This window comes from Alteraurantiacibacter lauratis (assembly GCF_037154155.1).
In the GTDB taxonomy this organism is placed as follows: domain Bacteria; phylum Pseudomonadota; class Alphaproteobacteria; order Sphingomonadales; family Sphingomonadaceae; genus Alteraurantiacibacter; species Alteraurantiacibacter lauratis.
Genome location: NZ_JBANRN010000003.1, coordinates 88,375 through 107,864 on the forward strand (window position 1 = coordinate 88,375; position 19,490 = coordinate 107,864).

Consider the following 19,490-nt stretch of genomic DNA (forward strand, 5'->3'; position numbering starts at 1 on the left):
CCAGTTTAACGCGACACGAAAATACCGCAGGCGATCCGGTCTCCGCTGTTCCCGGCGGGATCGGTCATCTGGTCATCCGGCCCGGCATGGACGATGAAGGCGGACCCATCCGCATCGAACAGTCCTTCGAACGTCGCGCCGCCGCCGAGCATATACGACAAACTGCCCCGCCCGTTGGCGCCCACCTCGACATTGGGCATATCGCCGGCGTGCTGGCCCGACGGGCTGTTGAGGCCGTGCGTGTGGCCTCCGGGGTTCCAATGCCCGCCCGCCGCGGCAAAGGTCGGGGTGCAAGCGCCGGTGGTATGCACATGCACCCCATGCGGTCCGGGCGTCAGGCCAACGACTTCGAGATCAAGCCGCAGGCCGTTGGTGGTGGCGGTAACGGTCGCAAGGCCGGCCGGGGTGCCATCGGCCAGGAACAAGGGCGCAGCGGCGCGCTGGGCCGTGCCGGCCTCTCCATAAGTGGCGCAGGCGGCCAGCGATCCCAGCAGCAGCGGGGTGGCGGTAAGGGCGGCGACAGTCTTTAGAAGCATGAACAAGGCTCCCGTGGTTTTCCTATCAATGCACGAGAATGGCGATGGCTCCCACGCATCGCAACCCGGCTCTAAAGCACCCGCCACACCCACAGCTTGATCGAACTGGCATAGCGCGCGCCCGAACAGATGAAGATCGAGCGATTGAGCCAATCATACGGGCCGGTGGGCGCGATGAATTCGGGCACGGTGCGGAAGTAGTATTCGGCCGGATCGACATCCTCGCCCCGGCGCAGACGATCCATAACTTCGGCCGGGCCGTGGCGCAGCCCCTTGTTGCGGATCTGGATCAGCGCGCCGTCATCGGTTTCGATGGCGTAAATGGCATCGGCGACGGTCACCCCGTCGGGCCGGGTCAATTGCCAGTCCGCGCTGTTGCCCATCAGCCGCCCCGAAATGCGCGGGCCTTTCACGTAACCGCCGGGTTTGATCGGGATGATCCGCCGCGTGCCATCGACCACGGGGCCGATTTCACGCGGCGGCTCCAGTTCACCGCTCGCTTCGTACACGAATTCAAGTTCAGGCTTGATCATGGCAATCGGGCTCAATTCTTGGCGATCGCGGCAAAGTAGGCGAGTTCGTCCGGCACCAGCCATGCGGGCTCCACCGGCGGGTGATAGCTCAGCTTCACGATCACCGTGCGGCTGGCCGGGTGGACATAGATAAACTGCCCCGCCAGCCCAACCGCGGCATAGGCGCCCGGTTCACTATCGACCTGCCATGTCTGCAAGCCGTAACCAGGCATCGCCTGGCCGGTTGGCTTCATCGCGGTCATCTGCGCCACCCAGCCTTCGGGCAGCACACGCACCGCGCCGGCCAGCCCGTTTTCGAGCATCAGTTGGCCCAACCGCGCCCAATCGCGCAGCGACGCGTTAAAGCCCATGCCGTTGAGCGCGCGGCCTTCCCCAACCGGGCCATCGGCCAGGAAATGTCCGCCAAATTCCGCGCCCAGCGGTTGCCAGATGCGCGACTCCATCAGGTCTTCCAGCTTCTCGCCTGTCGCTTCCTCCAGAACCCAGCCCAGCACGGCCGTGTCGAGCGTGGCGTAATTGAAGGCCGTGCCGGGTTCGCCGCGCGCCGGGATGCCGACCGCAAAATCGGCAAAGCGGCGCTGGTTGCGCACAATCGCCGCCTCATGAATCTGCGCGGCAAGGCTGGGATTTTCGCCGAAATCATAACGCTCCTCAATATCGGCGCCGCTGCGCATTTCGAGCAGGTTGCGGATCGTCGCTGCTCCATAGGCTCCGTCGGCCAGCGCAGGGACATAGGTGCGCACTGGATCATCGAGGCTCGCAATCTCGCCGCGTTCCAGCGCCTGCCCGACCAGCATGGCGGTGATCGTCTTGGTCATCGAAAAGCCGATGTGCGGCGTTTCCGCGCGCATCCGGTTGCGGTAATCCTCGAACACGATCCTGCCATCCTTCAGCACAAGAAAGGCGTTGGTGAAGGTGGCATCGGCCCATGTCGCATAATCGACCTGCCGCCCTTGCAGCGCGGCAGCAGGCATGGCCAGCGGATCGCCCCGCGGCAGATCGCGCGGCGTTTCAGGGGCCGCCACACTGCGATAGGCAAAGACCTGATGGGTGTTGCGGAAGGTGAAAGCATTGATCGCCGGGTTAAGCCATTCCCAGCGCATTGCCACCGTGGCGGCAGATGGCGCAAGGCTGCCGTCGATTTCGGCCTGCGAAAAAGGCGGCGCAGTTTCAGGCGCAGCAGGCGCCTGCCCCTGCGAACAGGCGGCGATGCTCATCAGCAGCGCTGCGGCCGCGGCGGACAATACGGCTTTCATGGCAGTTCTCTCCCCCGGACAAGCTTGCCCAGGGGAGAACGGAAATCAAGCCCTGACCCGCTGCCTCAGGCCGGTTCCGCCACTTTGGCATCCAGCCCGATATCCTCGGCCCTGGCAAAATTCCCGTGCAGGCCAAAACGCAGGCGGATGGGGATGTTGATCGTGGCGACTGGCCCTTTCTCGATGTCGAGCGCGTCGAACACGAGGAGGTCGGTGCGCTTCTCCTCCAGCCGGTTGCACAGCATCAAGATCCAGCCGTCGCCTTCGGGCGCGTCCTTGGATCGCGGCACGAAACAGGGTTCCTGCAGGCTGGACACCGGCCCGCACCACCAGTGCTGTTCCGCCCCGTTTTCCAGATCCTTCAGGAACAGGCAGTTCATCAGGAAACCGCCCGCGCTGCCGCCCTTCAATTCGCACGGGCGGCGCATGTCCATTTCCAGCCCCCAGGTGTAGCGGTTCTTCACACCGGTGAAGCGGTCGTCGATGCGCGGAAACTCGCTGGCGGTTTCGGTCAGCTGCACGATCTCGTCGAACTCCTCCCCGTTGCTCGCCATATCCACGGTCCAGCGCGTCAGCTTGCTCATCGCTTCGGCCCCGTTGAAAGGCGCGCCGTGCACATCGGGGAAGAAGGGGAACATGTTGTTCTTCGCTTCGGGCACGATGAAATGCACCTTGCTACCGTCCTGCCAGGCGTTGACCGTATGGCTGGCAAAGCAATTGCCGCGCTTGAACCAGCGGATGTCCTCCTGCTTCAGATCGTCGCGGCGCGGAATGATTCCCAAATAGACTGGCAGCGTGGTATCAAAACCAAAATGCGGCTTTCTCTGCTCCAGCCGTTCCCAGCTGCCGATGGAAGGCACGATATGCAGCACGAGGTAATCCTGCGTGATCGCAAAATCGTGCATCATGCAATAATAGGGCACCTTGAACCACACTTCTCGCACCAGCTTGCCTTCGGGGCTCACTTCCATCAGCGCAACATCATCGGTGCACAATCCGCTGGCGGCGTAGCCGATGGCGACCATGTTGCCGGTGACCGGATCGATCTTGGGATGGGCGGTGAAGGTCTGGCTTCTCATCGCGCCTTCCCACGTCTCGAACGCCTCGGTCTCCATGGTCACCGGATCCATGATGAGCGCGGGACTGTCCTCCTTCATCGCCCACAATTTGCCGGCATAGATCCAGGCATTGGTGTTGGCAGTGGAACGAATCATGCCTTTCACCGACGGGTCATCGGTCAGCGGGTTGCGGTACATGCCGAACAGGCTGCGCCCGGCGGCACGTTCGGCCTTCCATTTGTCGGTCTTGGCCCAGCGCTGGCGGAAATCGCATTGCCCGTCGTGGAAATGGAAGCGGGTGATCATCCCGTCGCCGTTGAAGCTGATGTCGTCCCCCAGCATGGGCGGGAATTGCGGATCGGGCTGCACGCGGAAGAATGCCCCGTTCAATTCGCGCGGAATTTCGCCCTGATGCTCCAGATCGGTAATGTCCGCCTCGATCCGGCTGGGGGTGTTAAATCCGGTGAAATTGGGGGTATCGGGAAAATGCACCATGGGTTTCGTCCTCTCCTTGCGCCAGATTGTATGCTTTACTAACGAATAGGCAAGATAATCCCCCGTGGCCGGATACCGGCTTTGGGGTGGGGTTTTCGCACTTTTCGGGATGGGGACACCGGCTTGGATCAGCCTGCATTGACGGCGGACAAAAACAACGATGCAGCAGGCAATGCCGCCGGGGCCGAACTGGGGGCGCTGGAAGGCATTGTGGGCTTCCACATCCGCCTGGCGCACGGCGCGGTCTACCGCCATTTCACCGAAACCTTCTCGCATCTGGGGCTGACGCAGAAGCAAGTCAGCCTGCTGTGGCTGGTCGGTGATCATCCCGGCATTGCGCAGATCGAAGTCGGCAACCGCCTGCGGATGGACCGCGCCACCACCATGACCATCGTTAACCGGATGCAGGAACGCGGCTATCTGCGGCGCGAGCGGTCCGACCGCGACGGCCGGATGCAGGCGCTGCACCTGACAGCGGCGGGAGACGCCGCGCTGGTGGAGGCAAAGGCGTGCATTGAAAGCCACGAAACATGGCTGAAAAGCCGCTTCACGCCGGACGAAGTCAAGAAATTGGTGGAAATGCTGTCGCGAATCCACGAATGAAGGCGGCAAGAGCTTGGAGAGAGGATCTTAACAATGGCCGGAGCATCGGGCGGTGGAAATCCCGTCGCCGTCATGAACGATACCCCCATGGGCATGCGGCAGATCATTGTCGTGGCCCTGATGGTGCTGCTGAACGCACTGGACGGGTTCGACGTCCTGTCGAGCGCCTTTGCCGCGCCCGGCATTGCCGCAGACTGGGGCGTGGAACGCGATGCGCTGGGCATCATGCTGTCGGCCGAACTGGTGGGCATGGGCTTCGGATCGGTCATTCTGGGCGGCATGGCGGACAATTTCGGCCGCAAGAGCACCATGCTGATCTGCCTTGTCGTCATGGCGATCGGCATGTGGTTTGCCCATGATTCCAACACGATCGTGGAAATCACCATCTGGCGCTTCATCACCGGCCTGGGGATTGGCGGGATGCTGGCGGCCACCAACGCGGTGGTGGCGGAAACGACCAGCAAGTCGGGCCGCTCCATTTCGATGGCGCTCTACGTGATCGGCTACCCGCTGGGCGGCGTGATCGGGGGCTTTGCCGCGCAGGGCTGGCTGCTTGTGGAATATGACTGGCGCGCGGTGTTCCTGTTCGGCGCGGTGGTGACCGCGGCGATGATCCCGCTGGTGCTGCTGCTGGTGCCCGAAACGCCGGCCTTCTATGCCTCGCGCCGGCCCGCTGGCGCGCTGGAAAAGCTCAACAAGTCCTTGCGTGCCTATGGCAAGGACGCGATCGATGCTCTGCCGGTAATCGAGAATACCGGCCCCAAGCCCAAGGTCACGGACATTCTGTCCAAGCCCAAGCTGCGCAAGATCACCCTGCTGCTGGCCTTTGGCTACATGTTCCACACGCTGACCTTCTATTACATCCTGAAGTTCGCCCCCACCATCGTGGCGGGCGCCGGCTTCAGCCAGCCGGACGCGGCGAGCAGCCTGACCTATGCCAATATTGGCGGCGCGCTTGGCGGTTTCCTGTTCGGCTTTGCAATGAAGCAATTCGGCATCAAGGGCCCGACGATCGGTGCCGCGCTGCTGGGCGTGGCAGCGGTGGCGTGGTTTGGCCTGGGCCATGATACCTTGTGGACCTGGCGCATCGCGGCCTTCTTCACCATGTTCTTCCTGAACGCGGCGATCGTAGGCTATTATGCGGCATTCGCGCGCGGCTTCCCGGCCTATGCACGGGCCACCGGCACCGGCTTTGTGCTGGGCGTGGGTCGTCTGGGTGCGGCAGGTTCACCCATCATCGCGGGCTTCCTGTTCACCTGGCTGGGCGATTCGGAACTGCTGGCGGTATCGCTCATCATGTGTTCGGGTTCGGTGCTCGGCGCGCTGATGCTGTGGTTCCTGCCCGATGACGAAGGCGATGCGCTGATGGCCGAAGAGGAAGCGGCCGCCCGCGCGCTGAAGGCTGCCTGATGCCTGCTGCTTGAAATGATGCGCACGGGGCCGGAGCCAATCCGGCCCGGCCCCGCCGCCTGATGATTGCCCATTTTCGGAGAGAACACCCATGAAGACCCGCGCCGCCGTCGCTTTCGAAGCCAAGAAGCCGCTGGAAATCGTCGAGCTTGATCTGGAAGGCCCGAAGGCGGGCGAAGTGCTGGTGGAAATCATGGCCACCGGCATCTGCCACACTGATGCCTACACGCTGGACGGATTTGACAGCGAAGGCATCTTCCCCAGCGTGCTGGGCCATGAAGGCGCAGGCATCGTGCGCGAGGTTGGGCCGGGCGTAACCAGCGTGAAGCCCGGTGACCATGTGATCCCGCTCTACACGCCGGAATGCCGCCAGTGCAAATCCTGCCTTTCGGGCAAGACCAATCTGTGCACCGCAATCCGCGCCACGCAGGGCAAGGGCCTGATGCCCGATGGCACCACGCGGTTTAGCTACAAGGGCCAGCCGATCTTCCATTACATGGGATGCTCGACCTTCTCGAATTTCACCGTGCTGCCCGAAATCGCGGTTGCCAAGATCCGCGAAGACGCGCCGTTCAAGACCAGCTGTTATATCGGCTGTGGCGTCACCACGGGCGTGGGCGCGGTGATCAATACCGCCAAGGTGCAGGTAGGCGACAATGTGGTGGTGTTCGGCCTCGGCGGGATCGGCCTCAATGTCATTCAGGGCGCGCGGCTGGCGGGCGCGAACAAGATCATCGGCGTCGATATCAACCCGGACCGCGAGGAATGGGGCAAGCGTTTCGGCATGACCGAATTCCTGATGTCCAAGGGCATGAGCCGCGAGGAAGTGGTCGCCAAGGTGGTCGAGATGACCGATGGCGGCGCCGACTACACCTTCGATGCCACCGGCAATACCGAAGTGATGCGCATGGCTCTCGAAGCCTGCCACCGCGGCTGGGGTACCAGCATCATCATTGGCGTTGCCGAAGCGGGCAAGGAAATTGCCACCCGCCCCTTCCAGCTCGTCACGGGTCGCAACTGGCGCGGCACCGCGTTCGGCGGCGCCAAGGGGCGCACCGATGTGCCCAAGATTGTCGACATGTACATGGCCGGCAAGATCGAGATCGACCCGATGATCACGCATGTGATGGGGCTGGAGGAGATCAACACCGCCTTCGACCTGATGCATGCGGGCAAGTCGATCCGCAGCGTGGTGGTGTTCTAAGGTCCAGCTGTTTCCGGCCGCTGCACGGGTATAGCCGCTGCCCACCGGGGCGCGGCGAAGGCAGGCTGCGGCCCGCATTTCAACATTTCACAAGACCGAAGTTTTCGGCTATGTGATAACCTAAGGTGAGCGAAGCCCGTTGCGGGATTCGCCTCAGGAGAGAGGCCAAGCGCATGTTCAATCACATTTTCGTGGGCACCAACGATATCGACGCGGCGCGCAAGTTCTATGACGCGACCATGGGCGTACTGGGCTATGGCGGCCATCCGCTGCCGCACGGCACCGTCTATCCCAGCGAAAGCGGCAGCTTCATCGTGGCCAAGCCCGCCAATGGCGAAGCGGCCACGTGCATGAACGGCTTCACGCTGGGCTTCAAGGCGAAGTCTTATGCCGAGGTCGATGCCTGGCACGCGGCCGGCCTCGCCAATGGCGGCACCGATGCGGGCGAACCCGGCTTCCGCGCGCAAAGCCCCGGCAATATGTACGGCGCTTATCTGCGCGATCCCGACGGCCACAAGATCTGCGCCTTCACCGCCAATGTCGGACCGAAGGAATAACAGGTGGGACTGTACTTCACGCATGTGATGGTGGGGGCGGATGATCCCGCCGCCTCCATCGCCTTTTACGATGCCATCTTTGCCACGCTGGATGTGCCGTCGCAGAAGATGGAAGACCGTGCCTTTTACGGCGAACCGGGCACGGGCATGTTTGCCGTGGGCCGCCCGCGCAACGGCGAGGCGGCAACGCCCGCCAATGGCGGCACGATCGGTTTCGGCGCTCCTGATATCGCCACGGTCAATGCCTGGCACGCGGCGGGCCTTGCCAATGGCGGAACTTGCGAAGGTGCCCCCGGCCGGCGCGATTACGGCCAGCCGATGTACGGCGCATACCTGCGCGATCCGGTGGGCAACAAGCTGTGCTGCTTCACCATGAATGTGGAAGGTTGAACCGATGTATTCGCACAACATGGTGGGCACCAACGATCTCGCCGCATCCAAGGCGTTCTATGACGCCGTGTTCACCGCGGTGGGCGGCAAGCCGGGAATGCTGGACGAAGCCAAGGGCCGCGTAACCTACATCCACAAGGATGGGATCTTCGTCGTGACCAAGCCCATCAACGGCGAGCCTGCAACCGTCGCCAATGGCAACACGATCGGCTTCCTGATGGAAAACCCGGCTGAGTGCGATGCGTGGCACGCAGCAGGGGCGGCGGCTGGCGGCACGCCGTGCGAAGACCCGCCCGGCCCGCGCCCCTTTGGCGACCGCACGCTGTATCTCGCCTATCTGCGCGATCCGACCGGCCACAAGCTGTGCGCGCTGCACTGGATGGCCTGAGGACGGGTTGATGACACTCGAAAGGGTCAGCACACATCGCAGCCATGGCGGCACGCAGGGCGTCTACACGCACACCAGTGCCGCCACCGGCACGCCGATGACCTTTGCGGTCTTCGTGCCCGATCATGAACCGGGCGCAAAGCTGCCGGTGCTGACCTATCTTTCGGGCCTCACCTGCACCCATGCCAATGTCATGGAGAAAGGCGAATACCGCGCTGCCTGCGCCAAGCATGGCGTGATCTTCGTCTGCCCGGATACCTCTCCGCGCGGCGACGATGTGCCCGATGACGAAGGCTATGATTTCGGCAAGGGCGCCGGCTTCTATGTCAATGCGACGCAGGAACCGTGGGCGGCGAATTTCCGGATGCGCGCCTATGTCGAAGAGGAATTGCCCACGCTGATCGCGGCCAATTTCCCCATGGCGGATACGGAGCGGCAGGGGATCACCGGCCATTCAATGGGCGGCCACGGCGCGCTGACCATTGCTTTGCGCAATCCGCCAGCCTTCCGCTCGGTCTCGGCCTTTGCGCCGATTGTTTCGCCCCTGAACTGCCCGTGGGGCGAAAAGGCACTGACGGGCTATATCGGCGCGGACAAGGCGGCATGGCGCGAATACGATGCCTGCGCGCTGATCGCGGACGGTGCGCGCCTGCCCGATCTGCTGGTCGATCAGGGAACAGCGGACAATTTCCTTGCCGAACAGCTGAAAACGCACCTGCTGCAAGAGGCGGTTGCCGCCGCCGGGATGCAAGCCACCATCCGGATGCAGGACGGTTACGACCATTCCTATTTCTTCATCTCGACCTTCATGGCCGAGCATATCGCCTGGCACGCCCAGCGGCTGAAAGCCTGAGAAAGACCATGCCCAGCAAGGAACAGAAAATCGGCGAAATCATCGCCAGCCACGCCGCCAAGGAAGGGCCGCTGCTGCCCATCCTGCACGATGTTCAGCACGAATTCGGCTGCGTCGATGTCGAAGCGGAAGCGGTAATCGCCAAGGCGCTGAACCTGACGCGCGCCGAAGTGCACGGTGTGGTGAGCTTCTATCACGATTTTACGCCCACCGCCGATCCGCGCCCCGTGGTGCAGATCTGCCGTGCCGAAGCGTGCAAGGCGCGCGGCGTCGAAGCGATTATTGATGCGGCCAAGCAGGCGGCGGGCGAGCGGGTGGCGATCCACACCGTCTATTGCCTGGGCCTGTGCAGCGCCGGGCCTGCCGCGCGGGTCAAGGATGACCTGCATATCCGGCTGGATGCGGCGGCCGTGGCCGAACTGGTGGAAAACGCATGACGATTGTTCGTATCTCTGACGATGCGCTGGCCCGCGCGGGCGGGGCGGACAAGCTGGCCGCGGCTTTTGCCGCCAAGGGCTGTGAGGTGCAGCGCACCTCCAGCTGGGGGATGCACTGGCTCGAACCGCTGGTGGAGATTGACGGGAAAGGCTTCGGACCGGCGACCTTGGCCGATGTCGATGCCATTCTCGCAGGCACCAGCGACAAGGCGATCGGCGTGATCGAACAGCATCCCTTCATCGCCGCGCAAACGCGGCTGACCTTTGCGCGCGCGGGAAAGACGCGCCCCTTGAGCCTTGAGGACTATGCGGCCAGCGGCGGCTGGAGCGGGCTGGCACGCGCCCGACAAATCGGCAGCGAGCAGATCCTTGCCGAAGTGCTCGAATCCGGTCTGCGCGGCCGTGGCGGCGCGGGTTTCCCCACCGGCATCAAGTGGAAGACCGTGGCTGCTGCACCCGGCCCGCAAAAATACATCGTGTGCAACGCCGACGAAGGCGACAGCGGCACCTTTGCCGACCGCATGGCGATGGAAGGTGATCCCTTCGCGTTGATCGAAGGCATGGCGATTGCCGGCGACGCCGTGGGCGCGCGGCAGGGTTATATTTACGTGCGCAGCGAATATCCCGACGCCATCCGCAAGCTGAATGCCGCGCTCGCCCTGTGCAAGGACATCATCGCCCCGTTCCAATGCGAAGTGCGCGTGGGAGCAGGCGCCTATGTCTGCGGCGAGGAAACCTCGCTACTCAACAGCCTGGAAGGCAAGCGCGGCGAAGTGCGCGCCAAGCCCCCGCTGCCCGCGCTGGAAGGCTTCATGGGCCGCCCCACGGTGGTCAACAATGTGCTCTCGCTCGCCGCCGTGCCGCATATCCTGATGGAAGGCGGCGCTGCGGAATATGCCGCTCGCGGACATGGCCGGTCGAAGGGCACGATGCCGGTGCAGCTGGCGGGCAATATCAAGCATGGCGGCCTGTTCGAAGTGCCGTTTGGCGTGACGCTCGATTACCTCGTCAACGAGATCGGCGGCGGCACCGCGTCGGGCCGTCCGGTCAAGGCGGTGCAGGTAGGCGGGCCGCTGGGCGCCTATATCCACCCGGACCAGTTCGATATTCCCTTTGATTATGAAGCCTATACCGCAGCCGATGCGCTGATCGGCCATGCCGGTGTGACCGTGTTCGACGACACGGCGGACATGGGCGCGATGGCGCGCTTTGCGATGGAATTCTGCGCCGCAGAAAGCTGCGGCAAGTGTACGCCCTGCCGCATCGGTTCGACGCGCGGGGTGGAGCTGATCGACCGCATCCGCGATGGCGGAAGGCAGCGCGATGTGCTGGAGCTGGCCCCGCAAATGCACAATGCGAAAAAGACCGTGGGCCGCAGCGTGGCCGACGAAGTCGAGCTGCTGACCGATCTGTGCGAGACGATGAAGTTCGGCTCGCTCTGTGCGCTGGGCGGCTTCACGCCCTATCCGGTGATGAGCGCGCTGAAGCACTGGCCCGCCGATTTCGCGCCCGATCTGGCCGACAGCCTGCCGGACGCTGCCGAATGAGTGTGATGGGCCTTGTTCTGGCAGGCGGGCAAAGCACCCGCTTTGGCAGCGACAAGGCGCTTGCCGTGCTGGGCGGCGACACGCTGCTGGCGCGCGCGGTGGCCACGCTGTCGCAATGGTGCGACAAGGTGGTGATCGCGGGCCGCGATGACGAAGCGGCGCAGACGCTTGCGCCGTGCATCCCCGACTGGCCGCAACCCGGCCTCGGCCCGTTGGGCGGGATGGCCGCAGGGCTTGCCCATGCCCGCAAGCATGGCTTTGCCAGCGTGCTGAGCTGCGGCGTGGACAATGCCGGATTGCCGCAGGACACGCTGGACGCGCTCACACCGCCTTCGGCCTATCTTGCATCGCAGCCGGTTATAGGTCATTGGTTGGTTGAAGCTGAAGCAGCTGCCGCGGCTATCCTCCAGAGTGAAGGACGCCGCTCGATGCTCGCCTTTGCCGCCCGCGCACAAGCGCGCCCGGTGAACGCAGCATCCCCCCCTGCAAATATCAATACACCGGCTGACCTGGCCGCAATTCAGGCAGCCGAGCTGGAGCACAAGTGATGGGTTACGAACGCCAGAAGGATTTCGGCACGCCGGCCAGCAAGTCGGCCGAAATGGTCACGCTGACGATAGACGGACGCGAAGTCACCGTGCCCGCAGGCACATCGGTGATGCGTGCCGCTGCGGAAATCGGCGGCGACATTCCCAAGCTGTGCGCCACCGACAATGTGAAGGCCTTCGGCTCGTGCCGTTTGTGCCTGGTCGAGATTGAAGGCGCGCGCGGCACGCCTGCCAGCTGCACCACGCCGGTTGCGCCCGGCATGAAGGTGCAGACGCAGACCCCGCGCCTCGCCAAGCTGCGCAAGGGCGTGATGGAGCTCTATATCTCCGATCATCCGCTCGATTGCCTAACCTGCAGCGCCAACAACGATTGCGAATTGCAGGATCAGGCCGCGAATGTCGGCCTGCGCGATGTGCGTTACGGCTATTCGGGTGCAAACCATCTCGGCCTCGCCACAGATACCTCGAACCCCTATTTCGATTTCGATGCCTCCAAGTGCATCGTCTGCAGCCGCTGCGTGCGCGCCTGCGCCGAGGTGCAGGGCACATTCGCGCTGACGGTGGACGGGCGCGGCTTTGCCAGCATGATCTCCGCCGGGCAGACGGTGGACGATTTCCTCTCGTCCGAATGTGTCAGCTGCGGCGCTTGCGTGCAGGCCTGCCCCACCGCGACGCTGCAGGAAAAGAGCGTCAAGGAAATCGGCAAGCCCGAACGCGCCGTGGTCACCACCTGCGCCTATTGCGGCGTTGGCTGTTCGTTCCGTGCCGAAATGCGTGGGCAGCAATTGGTGCGCATGGTGCCGTGGAAGGATGGCAAGGCAAACCACGGCCATTCCTGCGTGAAAGGCCGCTTCGCCTGGGGCTATGCCAACCACAAGGATCGCATCACCAGGCCGATGATCCGCGAGAGCATCGACCAGCCCTGGCGCGAAGTCAGCTGGGAAGAGGCAATCGGCTTTGCCGCTGCCAAGATCACCAAGATCAAGGCCGAGCACGGCCCCCGCGCACTGGGCGGCATCACCTCCAGCCGCTGCACCAACGAAGAAACCTTCCTGGTGCAGAAGCTGATCCGCGCCGGTTTTGGCGCGAACAATGTCGATACCTGCGCACGCGTGTGCCATTCGCCCACCGGCTATGGCCTGTCGCAGACCTTCGGCACCAGCGCGGGCACGCAGGATTTCGATTCGGTGGAAGATGCCGACGTGATCGTCGTAATTGGCGCCAACCCGACCGACGGCCATCCCGTCTTCGCCAGCCGCATGAAGAAGCGCCTGCGCGAAGGGGCAAAGCTGATCGTGATCGACCCGCGCCGGATCGATCTGGTGCGGTCGCCGCATGTGGAGGCTGCCTATCACCTGCCGCTGCAGCCCGGCACCAATGTCGCCGTGCTGACCGCGATGGCGCATGTGATCGTGACCGAAGGCCTCGTCAACGAAGCCTTTGTGCGTGAACGCTGCGACTGGGACGAGTTTCAGGATTGGGCGCGTTTCGTTGCCGACGAAAAGCACAGCCCCGAATTCCTGGAAGCCGTGACCAAGGTGCCCGCCGCCGATCTGCGCGCCGCCGCGCGGCTTTATGCCACCGGCGGCAATGGCGCGATCTATTACGGTCTTGGCGTAACCGAGCACAGCCAGGGGTCGAGCACGGTGATGGCGATTGCCAACCTTGCGATGGCCACCGGCAATATCGGCCGCCGCGGCGTGGGCGTGAACCCCTTGCGCGGCCAGAACAATGTGCAAGGCGCCTGCGACATGGGCAGCTTCCCGCACGAATTGTCGGGCTACCGCCACATTTCCAACGCCGATGCCCGCGCGCTGTTCGAAGCGGATTGGGGCGTGAAGCTCGATCCCGAACCCGGCCTGCGCATCCCCAACATGCTCGATGCCGCGATCGATGGCAGCTTTAAGGCGATCTACATCCAGGGCGAGGACATTCTGCAATCCGACCCCGATACGCACCATGTCGCCAGCGGCCTGGCGGCGATGGAGTGCGTGATCGTCCACGACCTGTTCCTGAACGAAACCGCGAATTACGCGCATGTCTTCCTGCCGGGCTCAACCTTCCTGGAGAAGGATGGCACCTTCACCAATGCCGAACGCCGCATCCAGCCGGTGCGCAAGGTGATGGAACCCGCCAACGGCTATGAAGACTGGCAGGTGACGCAGCTGCTCGCCAATGCCATCGGCTGCGGCTGGAATTACACCCATGCAAGCCAGATCCTGGCCGAGATCGCCCGCCTCACACCCACCTTTTCCGGCGTGAGCTGGGAACGCGTGACCAGTGGCGAACCGCTGCAATGGCCGGTGAACGAAAAGGCGCCCAAGGGCAGCCCGATCATGCACGTCGATGGCTTTGTGCGCGGCAAGGGCAAATTCGTGGTGACCGAATATGTCCCCACCGACGAACGCACCGGCCCGCGCTTCCCGCTGCTGCTGACCACGGGCCGCATCCTTTCGCAATACAATGTCGGCGCGCAGACCCGCCGCACCGCGAACAGCGTGTGGCATCAGGAAGACGTGCTGGAAATCCACCCGACCGATGCCGAAAATCGCGGCCTCAAGACCGGCGATTTCGCGCGGCTCGCCAGCCGTGCGGGCGAAACCACCCTGCGCGTGCTGGTGACTGACCGCGTGGCGCCCGGCGTGGTCTACACCACTTTCCACCACCCTGCGACGCAGGCCAATGTCGTTACTACCGACAATTCGGACTGGGCGACCAATTGCCCCGAATACAAGGTGACCGCGGTGCAGGTAACGCCCAGCAACGGGCCGAGCGAATGGCAGGAGGAATATGCCGACCTCTCGGCCCTCGCCCGCCGCATCGAAGCGATGGAGCCTGCGGAATAATGGACGATACCAAGCTCATCCGCATGGCCAACCAGATCGCCACCAACCTCGCCGCCAAGGGCGAGGCGGTGGCGGTTGCGGAAACCGCCGAGCATATCGGCAAATTTTGGGATCCGCGCATGAAGGCGGCGATCTTTGCCGATGACCTCTCGCGCTTGACCCCGATTGCGCGTGCCGCCATCGAAAAGCTGAAGGCGCAAATGACTGCCGCCTGACGCGAAGGCGCGAGATAATGACCGAATTGATGCAATATGGCAGGGACGGGGCGATAACCCCCGTCTCGCGCCAATTCGTGCCCGAAGTGCCTGTGGCGCTGGAATTCAACGGGCTTGCCTATGCCGTGATGATGGCAACGCCTGCCGATCTGGATGATTTCGCGCGCGGCTTTGCGCTTACCGAAGGGCTGGCGGCGACGCCTGCCGACATCACCGACATTGCCGTGGCTGAGGTGGACAAGGGCTGGATTGTGCGCGCCACGCTATCCGGCCTCGGTATCGACAAGCTGACCGACCGGGTGCGCGCCCGCGTGGCCGAATCGAGCTGCGGGCTGTGCGGGATCGAAAATCTCGAAGCGGTTGCGCGCCCCCTTCCCGCCGTTGCCGCGCATGAGGCGATCAATGCGGCGGCGATCTTCTCGGCTCTTGGCCAGTTGCGCGATCATCAGCCGCTCACCCGCGCCACCAATGCCGCGCATGCCGCCGCCTATGCCGACAGCGGCGGGCGCATTGTCTGCGTGCGCGAGGATGTGGGCCGCCACAATGCGATGGACAAACTGGTGGGCGCGATGGCGGCAAAGGCGCTGCCCATGCAGGGCGGCTTCATCCTGTCGACCGCGCGCTGTTCCTACGAGATTGTCGAAAAGGCGGTGCGGGCAGGAGCAACAACGCTCGCCACTATATCGCTGCCCACCAGCATGGCGGTGGAGCGGGCGCGGGCGGCGGGCCTTTCGCTGTGGTGCCTGGCGCGGGAGGACAGCGTGATCTGCGTGAACGGTTAGCGGCGCGGCCCTACCGGCTCAACCGGAACACCGCGTGCTCCGCGCGCCAATTGGCGTTGAAACTGCCGATTTCGCGTCCATCCGCAAAGAACCAGCAGCCTTCCACCTTCACGCCCTTTTCGGCCAGCAGATCGCGGAAATCCTCCACCGTCAGATGGTGGATATTGGCGGTGGCATACCAGCTGACCGGCAAGTGCCGCGTTACCGGCATCCGTCCGCCCAGAAGCAGCGCCATGCGCATTTTCCAATAGGCAAAGTTGGGGAAGCTGACAAAGGCGGTGCGCCCGATACGCAGCAATTGATCGAGCAGCCAATCGGGTCGCTGCGCGGTCTGCAAGGTCTGGCTGAGGATGGCAACATCGAACGCGCCATCGGGGTAATCGGCCAGATCGCGGTTGGCATCGCCCTGAATCACCGAAAGCCCGCGCGCCACCGCACGTTCGACTTCTTCCGGATCAATCTCCAGCCCGCGCGCATCCACGTGCTTTTCGCGGGTGAGCACATCCATCAATTCGCCATCGCCGCAGCCCACATCGAGCACGCGGACGCCCTGCGGCACAAGGCTGGCGATCTTGGCGAGATCGGGGCGCAGGCTCATCCCACGAAACCCTTCACCACCCGGTCAAGCGCTGGGACATCGAGCAGGAAACTGTCATGCCCGAACGGCGCGGACAGTTCGACAAAGCTGACAGGGGCGGCCACCGCATTCAGCGCGTGGACGATGTTGCGGCTTTCCGCCGTGGGATAAAGCCAGTCGGTATCGAAACTGATGACGCAAAACCGCGTGCCGCTGGCCCCGGCAAAGGCATCGGCGAGGCGCCCCCCTGCTTCCTCCGCCAGATCGAAATAATCCATCGCGCGGGTGATATAGAGGTAGGAATTGGCGTCGAAGCGGTTGGTGAAGGCAATGCCCTGATGCCTGAGATAGCTTTCGACCTGAAAATCGGCATCAAAGCCGAAACTCTTGGCATCGCGATCCTGCAAGCGGCGCCCGAATTTCTCGGTCAGCCCCGCTTCGGAAAGATAGGTGATGTGCGCCGCCATGCGCGCCACGCTCAGCCCCTTTTCCGGGCCTTTCCTGCCGCCCCCGTAATAATCGCCGCCGCGCCAATCCGGATCGGCCATGATCGCCTGCCGCCCCACTTCGTGAAAGGCGATGTTCTGCGCCGAATGCCGCGCCGTGGTGGCAATCGCCAGCACGCAGTCAGCCCGGCCGGGCCAGTTGGCTGCGAACGACAGCGCCAGCATTCCGCCCATCGATCCGCCCACCACCGCGTGCAGCCGGTCAATCCCCAACTGGTCGAGCAGCGCCACCTGCGCGCGCACCATGTCGCGGATGGTGATGACGGGAAAGCGCATCCCGTAAGCCTGCCCGTCTTCGGCCAGATCGGCAGGCCCGGTGGAGCCCATGCAGCCGCCGATGATATTGGCGCAAATGACATGATAGCGGCTGGTGTCGATCGGCAGGCCCGGCCCCACCATCCGTTGCCACCAGCCGGGCTTGCCGGTGATGGGGTGGGTGCGCGCGACGAACTGATCGCCCGTCAGCGCATGGAAAATCAGGATCACATTGCCCCGGTCCGCCGCCAGATCGCCATAGGTTTCGTAGGCCAGGCGCACGTTTGGCAGCACCTTGCCGCTGTCGAGCGGGAGCGGCTGGGCGAGGTCAAGCGTGTTGAGTTGAGAAGCGAGCGCGGTTGCCATTGCGAGAGCGGACTTGGGGCTTTGCGTGCATACTGTCAATTGTGCGCGGTCCGCGCTAAGGGCAGCGGCGTGACAAACGCGAACGACACCACCCTTTCCGCCCCTGTTCCCACTGGCGTGTCCACCGGGCCGCAGGTCAAGCCGTGGATCGCCGCGATCCATGCCTATGTTCCGGGCAAGTCGAAAAGTGCCGATGGCAAGCCGCTGGTGAAGCTGTCGGCCAATGAAAACCCGCTCGGCACCAGCGCGGCGGCGATGGCGGCGCGGGCGAGCATTGCCGACGCCGCCGCCTATCCCGATCCCGATTCCACCGCCCTGCGCGAAGCCTTGGGCAATCTGCACGGGATTGATCCGGCGCGCATTGTCTGCGGCACGGGATCGGACGAATTGCTGAACCTTGCCGCGCAAGCCTTTGCCGGGCCGGGGGACGAGGTGGCCTATGTCCGTTATGGCTTTTCGGTCTATGACATTGCTGCGCGCCGTTGCGGCGCGGTACCGGTTGTTGCGCCCGACAGGGATTTTGGCACCGATGTCGATGCGCTGCTAGCCTGTATCACGGACAGGACGCGCGTGGTTTTCCTCGCCAATCCGAACAACCCCACCGGCACCTATCTGCCGCGTGCCGAACTCGCCCGCCTGCACGCCGGGATTCCGGCCGATGTGCTGCTGGTGGTCGATCGCGCCTATGCCGAATATGTCGATCCGGCTGATGATGACGGCGCGCTCGCACTGGCTGCGGCGGCAGGCAATGTGCTGGTGACGCACACCTTCAGCAAGATTTACGGACTTGCCGGCGAACGCATTGGCTGGGGCACTGGCGCGCCGGGCATTGTCGATGCGCTCAACCGCATCCGCGGGCCGTTCAATGTTACCAGCACCGGGCAAGCCGCCGCGATAGCCGCGGTGAAGGACCAGGCCTTTGTCGAGGCGAGCCGCGCGCACAACCGGGCCGAGCGCGAACGATTCGTTGCCGCAATCGAGGCCTTGGGCAATCACGGCCTGCGCGCGGTGCCGAGCGAGGCCAATTTCGTGCTGGTGCTGTTCGAAGGTGCGCTCACCGCCGCCGCCGCAATGGAAGGCATTGCGCGGGCAGGTTACGCGGTCCGCCACCTGCCGGGGCAGGGCTTGCCGCAGGCCTTGCGCATCACCATCGGCACGGCCGCGCAAATGGACGATATTGCCCGCGCGCTGCGCAGCATGGCAGAAGCTGCCAAATGAGCTTTCGGCGCGTTGCCATTATCGGCCTTGGCCTGATCGGCGGTTCCATCGGCCTTGCCTTGCGCGATGATGGCCTTGGCACCGTGACCACCGGTTACGATGCCGATCCGGCGGTGCGGGTCCGGGCACGGGCGCGCGGCCTGGTCGATCATGTATGCGACGATCCGGGCGAGGCGGTGCGCGGCGCCGATCTCGTCATCCTGTGCGTGCCGGTGGGCGCGATGCGCGATGCCGCCGCCGCCATCGCGGCAGACCTGTCGCCGCACTGCGTGATCAGCGATGTCGGGTCCTCCAAGCGCACCATCACCGATGCGCTGACCGATGCCTTGCCGGGGTTCGAGATCATCCCAGCGCACCCCGTGGCGGGCACCGAACATTCCGGACCCGATGCCGGCTTTGCCACGCTGTTCAACCAGCGCTGGTGCATCATTACCCCGCCCCCCGGCGCCAATCCGGCCAAGGTCGCCGCTCTGGTGGATTTCTGGGAAAGCCTGGGCGCAATGGTCGAAACCATGGATGCCGACCATCACGACCGCGTGCTGGCGGTGACCAGCCACATCCCGCACCTCATCGCCTATACAATCGTCGGCACCGCCAGCGACATGGAGACGGTGACCCGCAGCGAGGTTATCAAATATTCCGCCGGCGGCTTTCGCGATTTCACCCGCATTGCCGCCAGCGACCCGACCATGTGGCGCGATGTGTTTTTGCATAACCGGGACGCGGTGCTGGAAATGCTCGACACCTTCCTCACCGATCTGGCGCTGATGCGCGAGGCGATCCGCGCAGGCGACGGGCAGATGATGTTCGATACCTTCAGCCGCACCCGCGCCATCCGGCGCAGCATCGTGGCGCTGGGGCAAGACGATCCGCGCCCCGATTTCGGGCGCAGCGATCACAAGTAAGCGCG

The 19,490-nt window shown here is 63.9% G+C and carries 21 protein-coding genes; 15 read left to right on the plus strand and 6 right to left on the minus strand.

Annotated elements, in window-relative coordinates; all coding sequences use genetic code 11:
* Window positions 1-5: 5 nt before the first annotated feature.
* The 4 genes from WFP39_RS04235 to WFP39_RS04250 all read right to left on the minus strand — a co-directional run bounded on the left by WFP39_RS04235 (window position 6) and on the right by WFP39_RS04250 (window position 3,878).
* The gene (locus tag WFP39_RS04235) at window positions 6-536 is read right to left on the minus strand and encodes a superoxide dismutase family protein (RefSeq protein WP_336917900.1); all 531 of its coding nucleotides are present in this window, start codon (window positions 534-536) and stop codon (window positions 6-8) included.
* Between the two features lie 71 nt (window positions 537-607).
* A complete protein-coding gene (locus WFP39_RS04240; RefSeq protein ID WP_336917901.1) occupies window positions 608-1,069 on the minus strand; it encodes a DUF3237 domain-containing protein in 462 nt (153 codons plus the stop codon).
* Window positions 1,070-1,080: 11 nt separating this feature from the next.
* A complete protein-coding gene (locus tag WFP39_RS04245) occupies window positions 1,081-2,325 on the minus strand; it encodes a serine hydrolase domain-containing protein (protein ID WP_336917902.1) in 1,245 nt (414 codons plus the stop codon).
* Between the two features lie 65 nt (window positions 2,326-2,390).
* On the minus strand, window positions 2,391-3,878 hold the full coding sequence (locus WFP39_RS04250) for a lignostilbene-alpha,beta-dioxygenase (RefSeq protein WP_336917903.1): 1,488 nt from the start codon (window positions 3,876-3,878) through the stop codon (window positions 2,391-2,393).
* Window positions 3,879-4,016: 138 nt separating this feature from the next.
* Between WFP39_RS04250 and WFP39_RS04255 the strand changes: the two genes are divergently transcribed.
* The 13 genes from WFP39_RS04255 to fdhD all read left to right on the plus strand — a co-directional run bounded on the left by WFP39_RS04255 (window position 4,017) and on the right by fdhD (window position 15,658).
* Entirely contained in the window at window positions 4,017-4,481 is a 465-nt protein-coding gene (locus WFP39_RS04255; protein WP_336917904.1) for a Saro_0803 family transcriptional regulator, read from the plus strand.
* 72 nt (window positions 4,482-4,553) lie between these two features.
* Window positions 4,554-5,891 (plus strand): MFS transporter, encoded by a 1,338-nt coding sequence (locus WFP39_RS04260; RefSeq protein ID WP_336917905.1) that lies wholly within the window; start codon window positions 4,554-4,556, stop codon window positions 5,889-5,891.
* Window positions 5,892-5,982: 91 nt separating this feature from the next.
* Entirely contained in the window at window positions 5,983-7,095 is a 1,113-nt protein-coding gene (locus tag WFP39_RS04265) for an S-(hydroxymethyl)glutathione dehydrogenase/class III alcohol dehydrogenase (RefSeq protein WP_336917906.1), read from the plus strand.
* 173 nt (window positions 7,096-7,268) lie between these two features.
* A complete protein-coding gene (locus WFP39_RS04270; protein ID WP_336917907.1) occupies window positions 7,269-7,652 on the plus strand; it encodes a VOC family protein in 384 nt (127 codons plus the stop codon).
* A gap of 3 nt (window positions 7,653-7,655) precedes the next feature.
* Window positions 7,656-8,042 carry a VOC family protein gene (locus WFP39_RS04275; RefSeq protein WP_336917908.1) on the plus strand — a complete coding sequence of 129 codons (387 nt, stop codon included), beginning with the start codon at window positions 7,656-7,658 and terminating at the stop codon, window positions 8,040-8,042.
* Between the two features lie 4 nt (window positions 8,043-8,046).
* Complete coding sequence (locus WFP39_RS04280) at window positions 8,047-8,430, plus strand: VOC family protein (RefSeq protein WP_336917909.1); 384 nt, start codon at window positions 8,047-8,049, stop codon at window positions 8,428-8,430.
* Window positions 8,431-8,440: 10 nt separating this feature from the next.
* Window positions 8,441-9,283, plus strand: a complete 843-nt coding sequence (gene fghA / locus WFP39_RS04285; RefSeq protein WP_336917910.1) for an S-formylglutathione hydrolase — start codon at window positions 8,441-8,443, stop codon at window positions 9,281-9,283.
* 8 nt (window positions 9,284-9,291) lie between these two features.
* The gene (locus WFP39_RS04290) at window positions 9,292-9,720 is read left to right on the plus strand and encodes an NAD(P)H-dependent oxidoreductase subunit E (RefSeq protein ID WP_336917911.1); all 429 of its coding nucleotides are present in this window, start codon (window positions 9,292-9,294) and stop codon (window positions 9,718-9,720) included.
* Window positions 9,717-11,267 (plus strand): NADH-ubiquinone oxidoreductase-F iron-sulfur binding region domain-containing protein, encoded by a 1,551-nt coding sequence (locus WFP39_RS04295; RefSeq protein ID WP_336917912.1) that lies wholly within the window; start codon window positions 9,717-9,719, stop codon window positions 11,265-11,267. Before WFP39_RS04290 ends, WFP39_RS04295 begins: the two co-directional genes overlap by 4 nt.
* Entirely contained in the window at window positions 11,264-11,815 is a 552-nt protein-coding gene (gene mobA / locus WFP39_RS04300; RefSeq protein WP_336917913.1) for a molybdenum cofactor guanylyltransferase, read from the plus strand. Before WFP39_RS04295 ends, mobA begins: the two co-directional genes overlap by 4 nt.
* Window positions 11,815-14,661: a formate dehydrogenase subunit alpha gene (gene fdhF / locus WFP39_RS04305; RefSeq protein WP_336917914.1), complete on the plus strand. Its 2,847-nt coding sequence runs from the start codon at window positions 11,815-11,817 to the stop codon at window positions 14,659-14,661. The genes mobA and fdhF overlap by 1 nt, the downstream gene beginning before the upstream one ends.
* Complete coding sequence (locus WFP39_RS04310) at window positions 14,661-14,876, plus strand: formate dehydrogenase subunit delta (RefSeq protein WP_336917915.1); 216 nt, start codon at window positions 14,661-14,663, stop codon at window positions 14,874-14,876. Before fdhF ends, WFP39_RS04310 begins: the two co-directional genes overlap by 1 nt.
* Window positions 14,877-14,893: 17 nt before the next feature.
* Window positions 14,894-15,658 (plus strand): formate dehydrogenase accessory sulfurtransferase FdhD, encoded by a 765-nt coding sequence (gene fdhD / locus WFP39_RS04315; RefSeq protein WP_336917916.1) that lies wholly within the window; start codon window positions 14,894-14,896, stop codon window positions 15,656-15,658.
* Window positions 15,659-15,668: 10 nt separating this feature from the next.
* Here the strand turns inward: fdhD and metW are convergent, their stop codons facing one another.
* Both metW and metX read right to left on the minus strand, forming a co-directional pair.
* Window positions 15,669-16,256, minus strand: a complete 588-nt coding sequence (metW, locus tag WFP39_RS04320; protein ID WP_336917917.1) for a methionine biosynthesis protein MetW — start codon at window positions 16,254-16,256, stop codon at window positions 15,669-15,671.
* The gene (metX, locus tag WFP39_RS04325; RefSeq protein WP_336917918.1) at window positions 16,253-17,362 is read right to left on the minus strand and encodes a homoserine O-acetyltransferase MetX; all 1,110 of its coding nucleotides are present in this window, start codon (window positions 17,360-17,362) and stop codon (window positions 16,253-16,255) included. The genes metW and metX overlap by 4 nt, the downstream gene beginning before the upstream one ends.
* Before the next feature lie 69 nt (window positions 17,363-17,431).
* Between metX and hisC the strand changes: the two genes are divergently transcribed.
* Both hisC and WFP39_RS04335 read left to right on the plus strand, forming a co-directional pair.
* Window positions 17,432-18,580, plus strand: coding sequence for a histidinol-phosphate transaminase (hisC, locus tag WFP39_RS04330; RefSeq protein ID WP_377923225.1), 1,149 nt, complete (start codon window positions 17,432-17,434; stop codon window positions 18,578-18,580).
* Window positions 18,577-19,485 (plus strand): prephenate/arogenate dehydrogenase family protein, encoded by a 909-nt coding sequence (locus WFP39_RS04335; RefSeq protein ID WP_336917919.1) that lies wholly within the window; start codon window positions 18,577-18,579, stop codon window positions 19,483-19,485. Before hisC ends, WFP39_RS04335 begins: the two co-directional genes overlap by 4 nt.
* The last annotated feature ends 5 nt before the right edge of the window (window positions 19,486-19,490 follow it).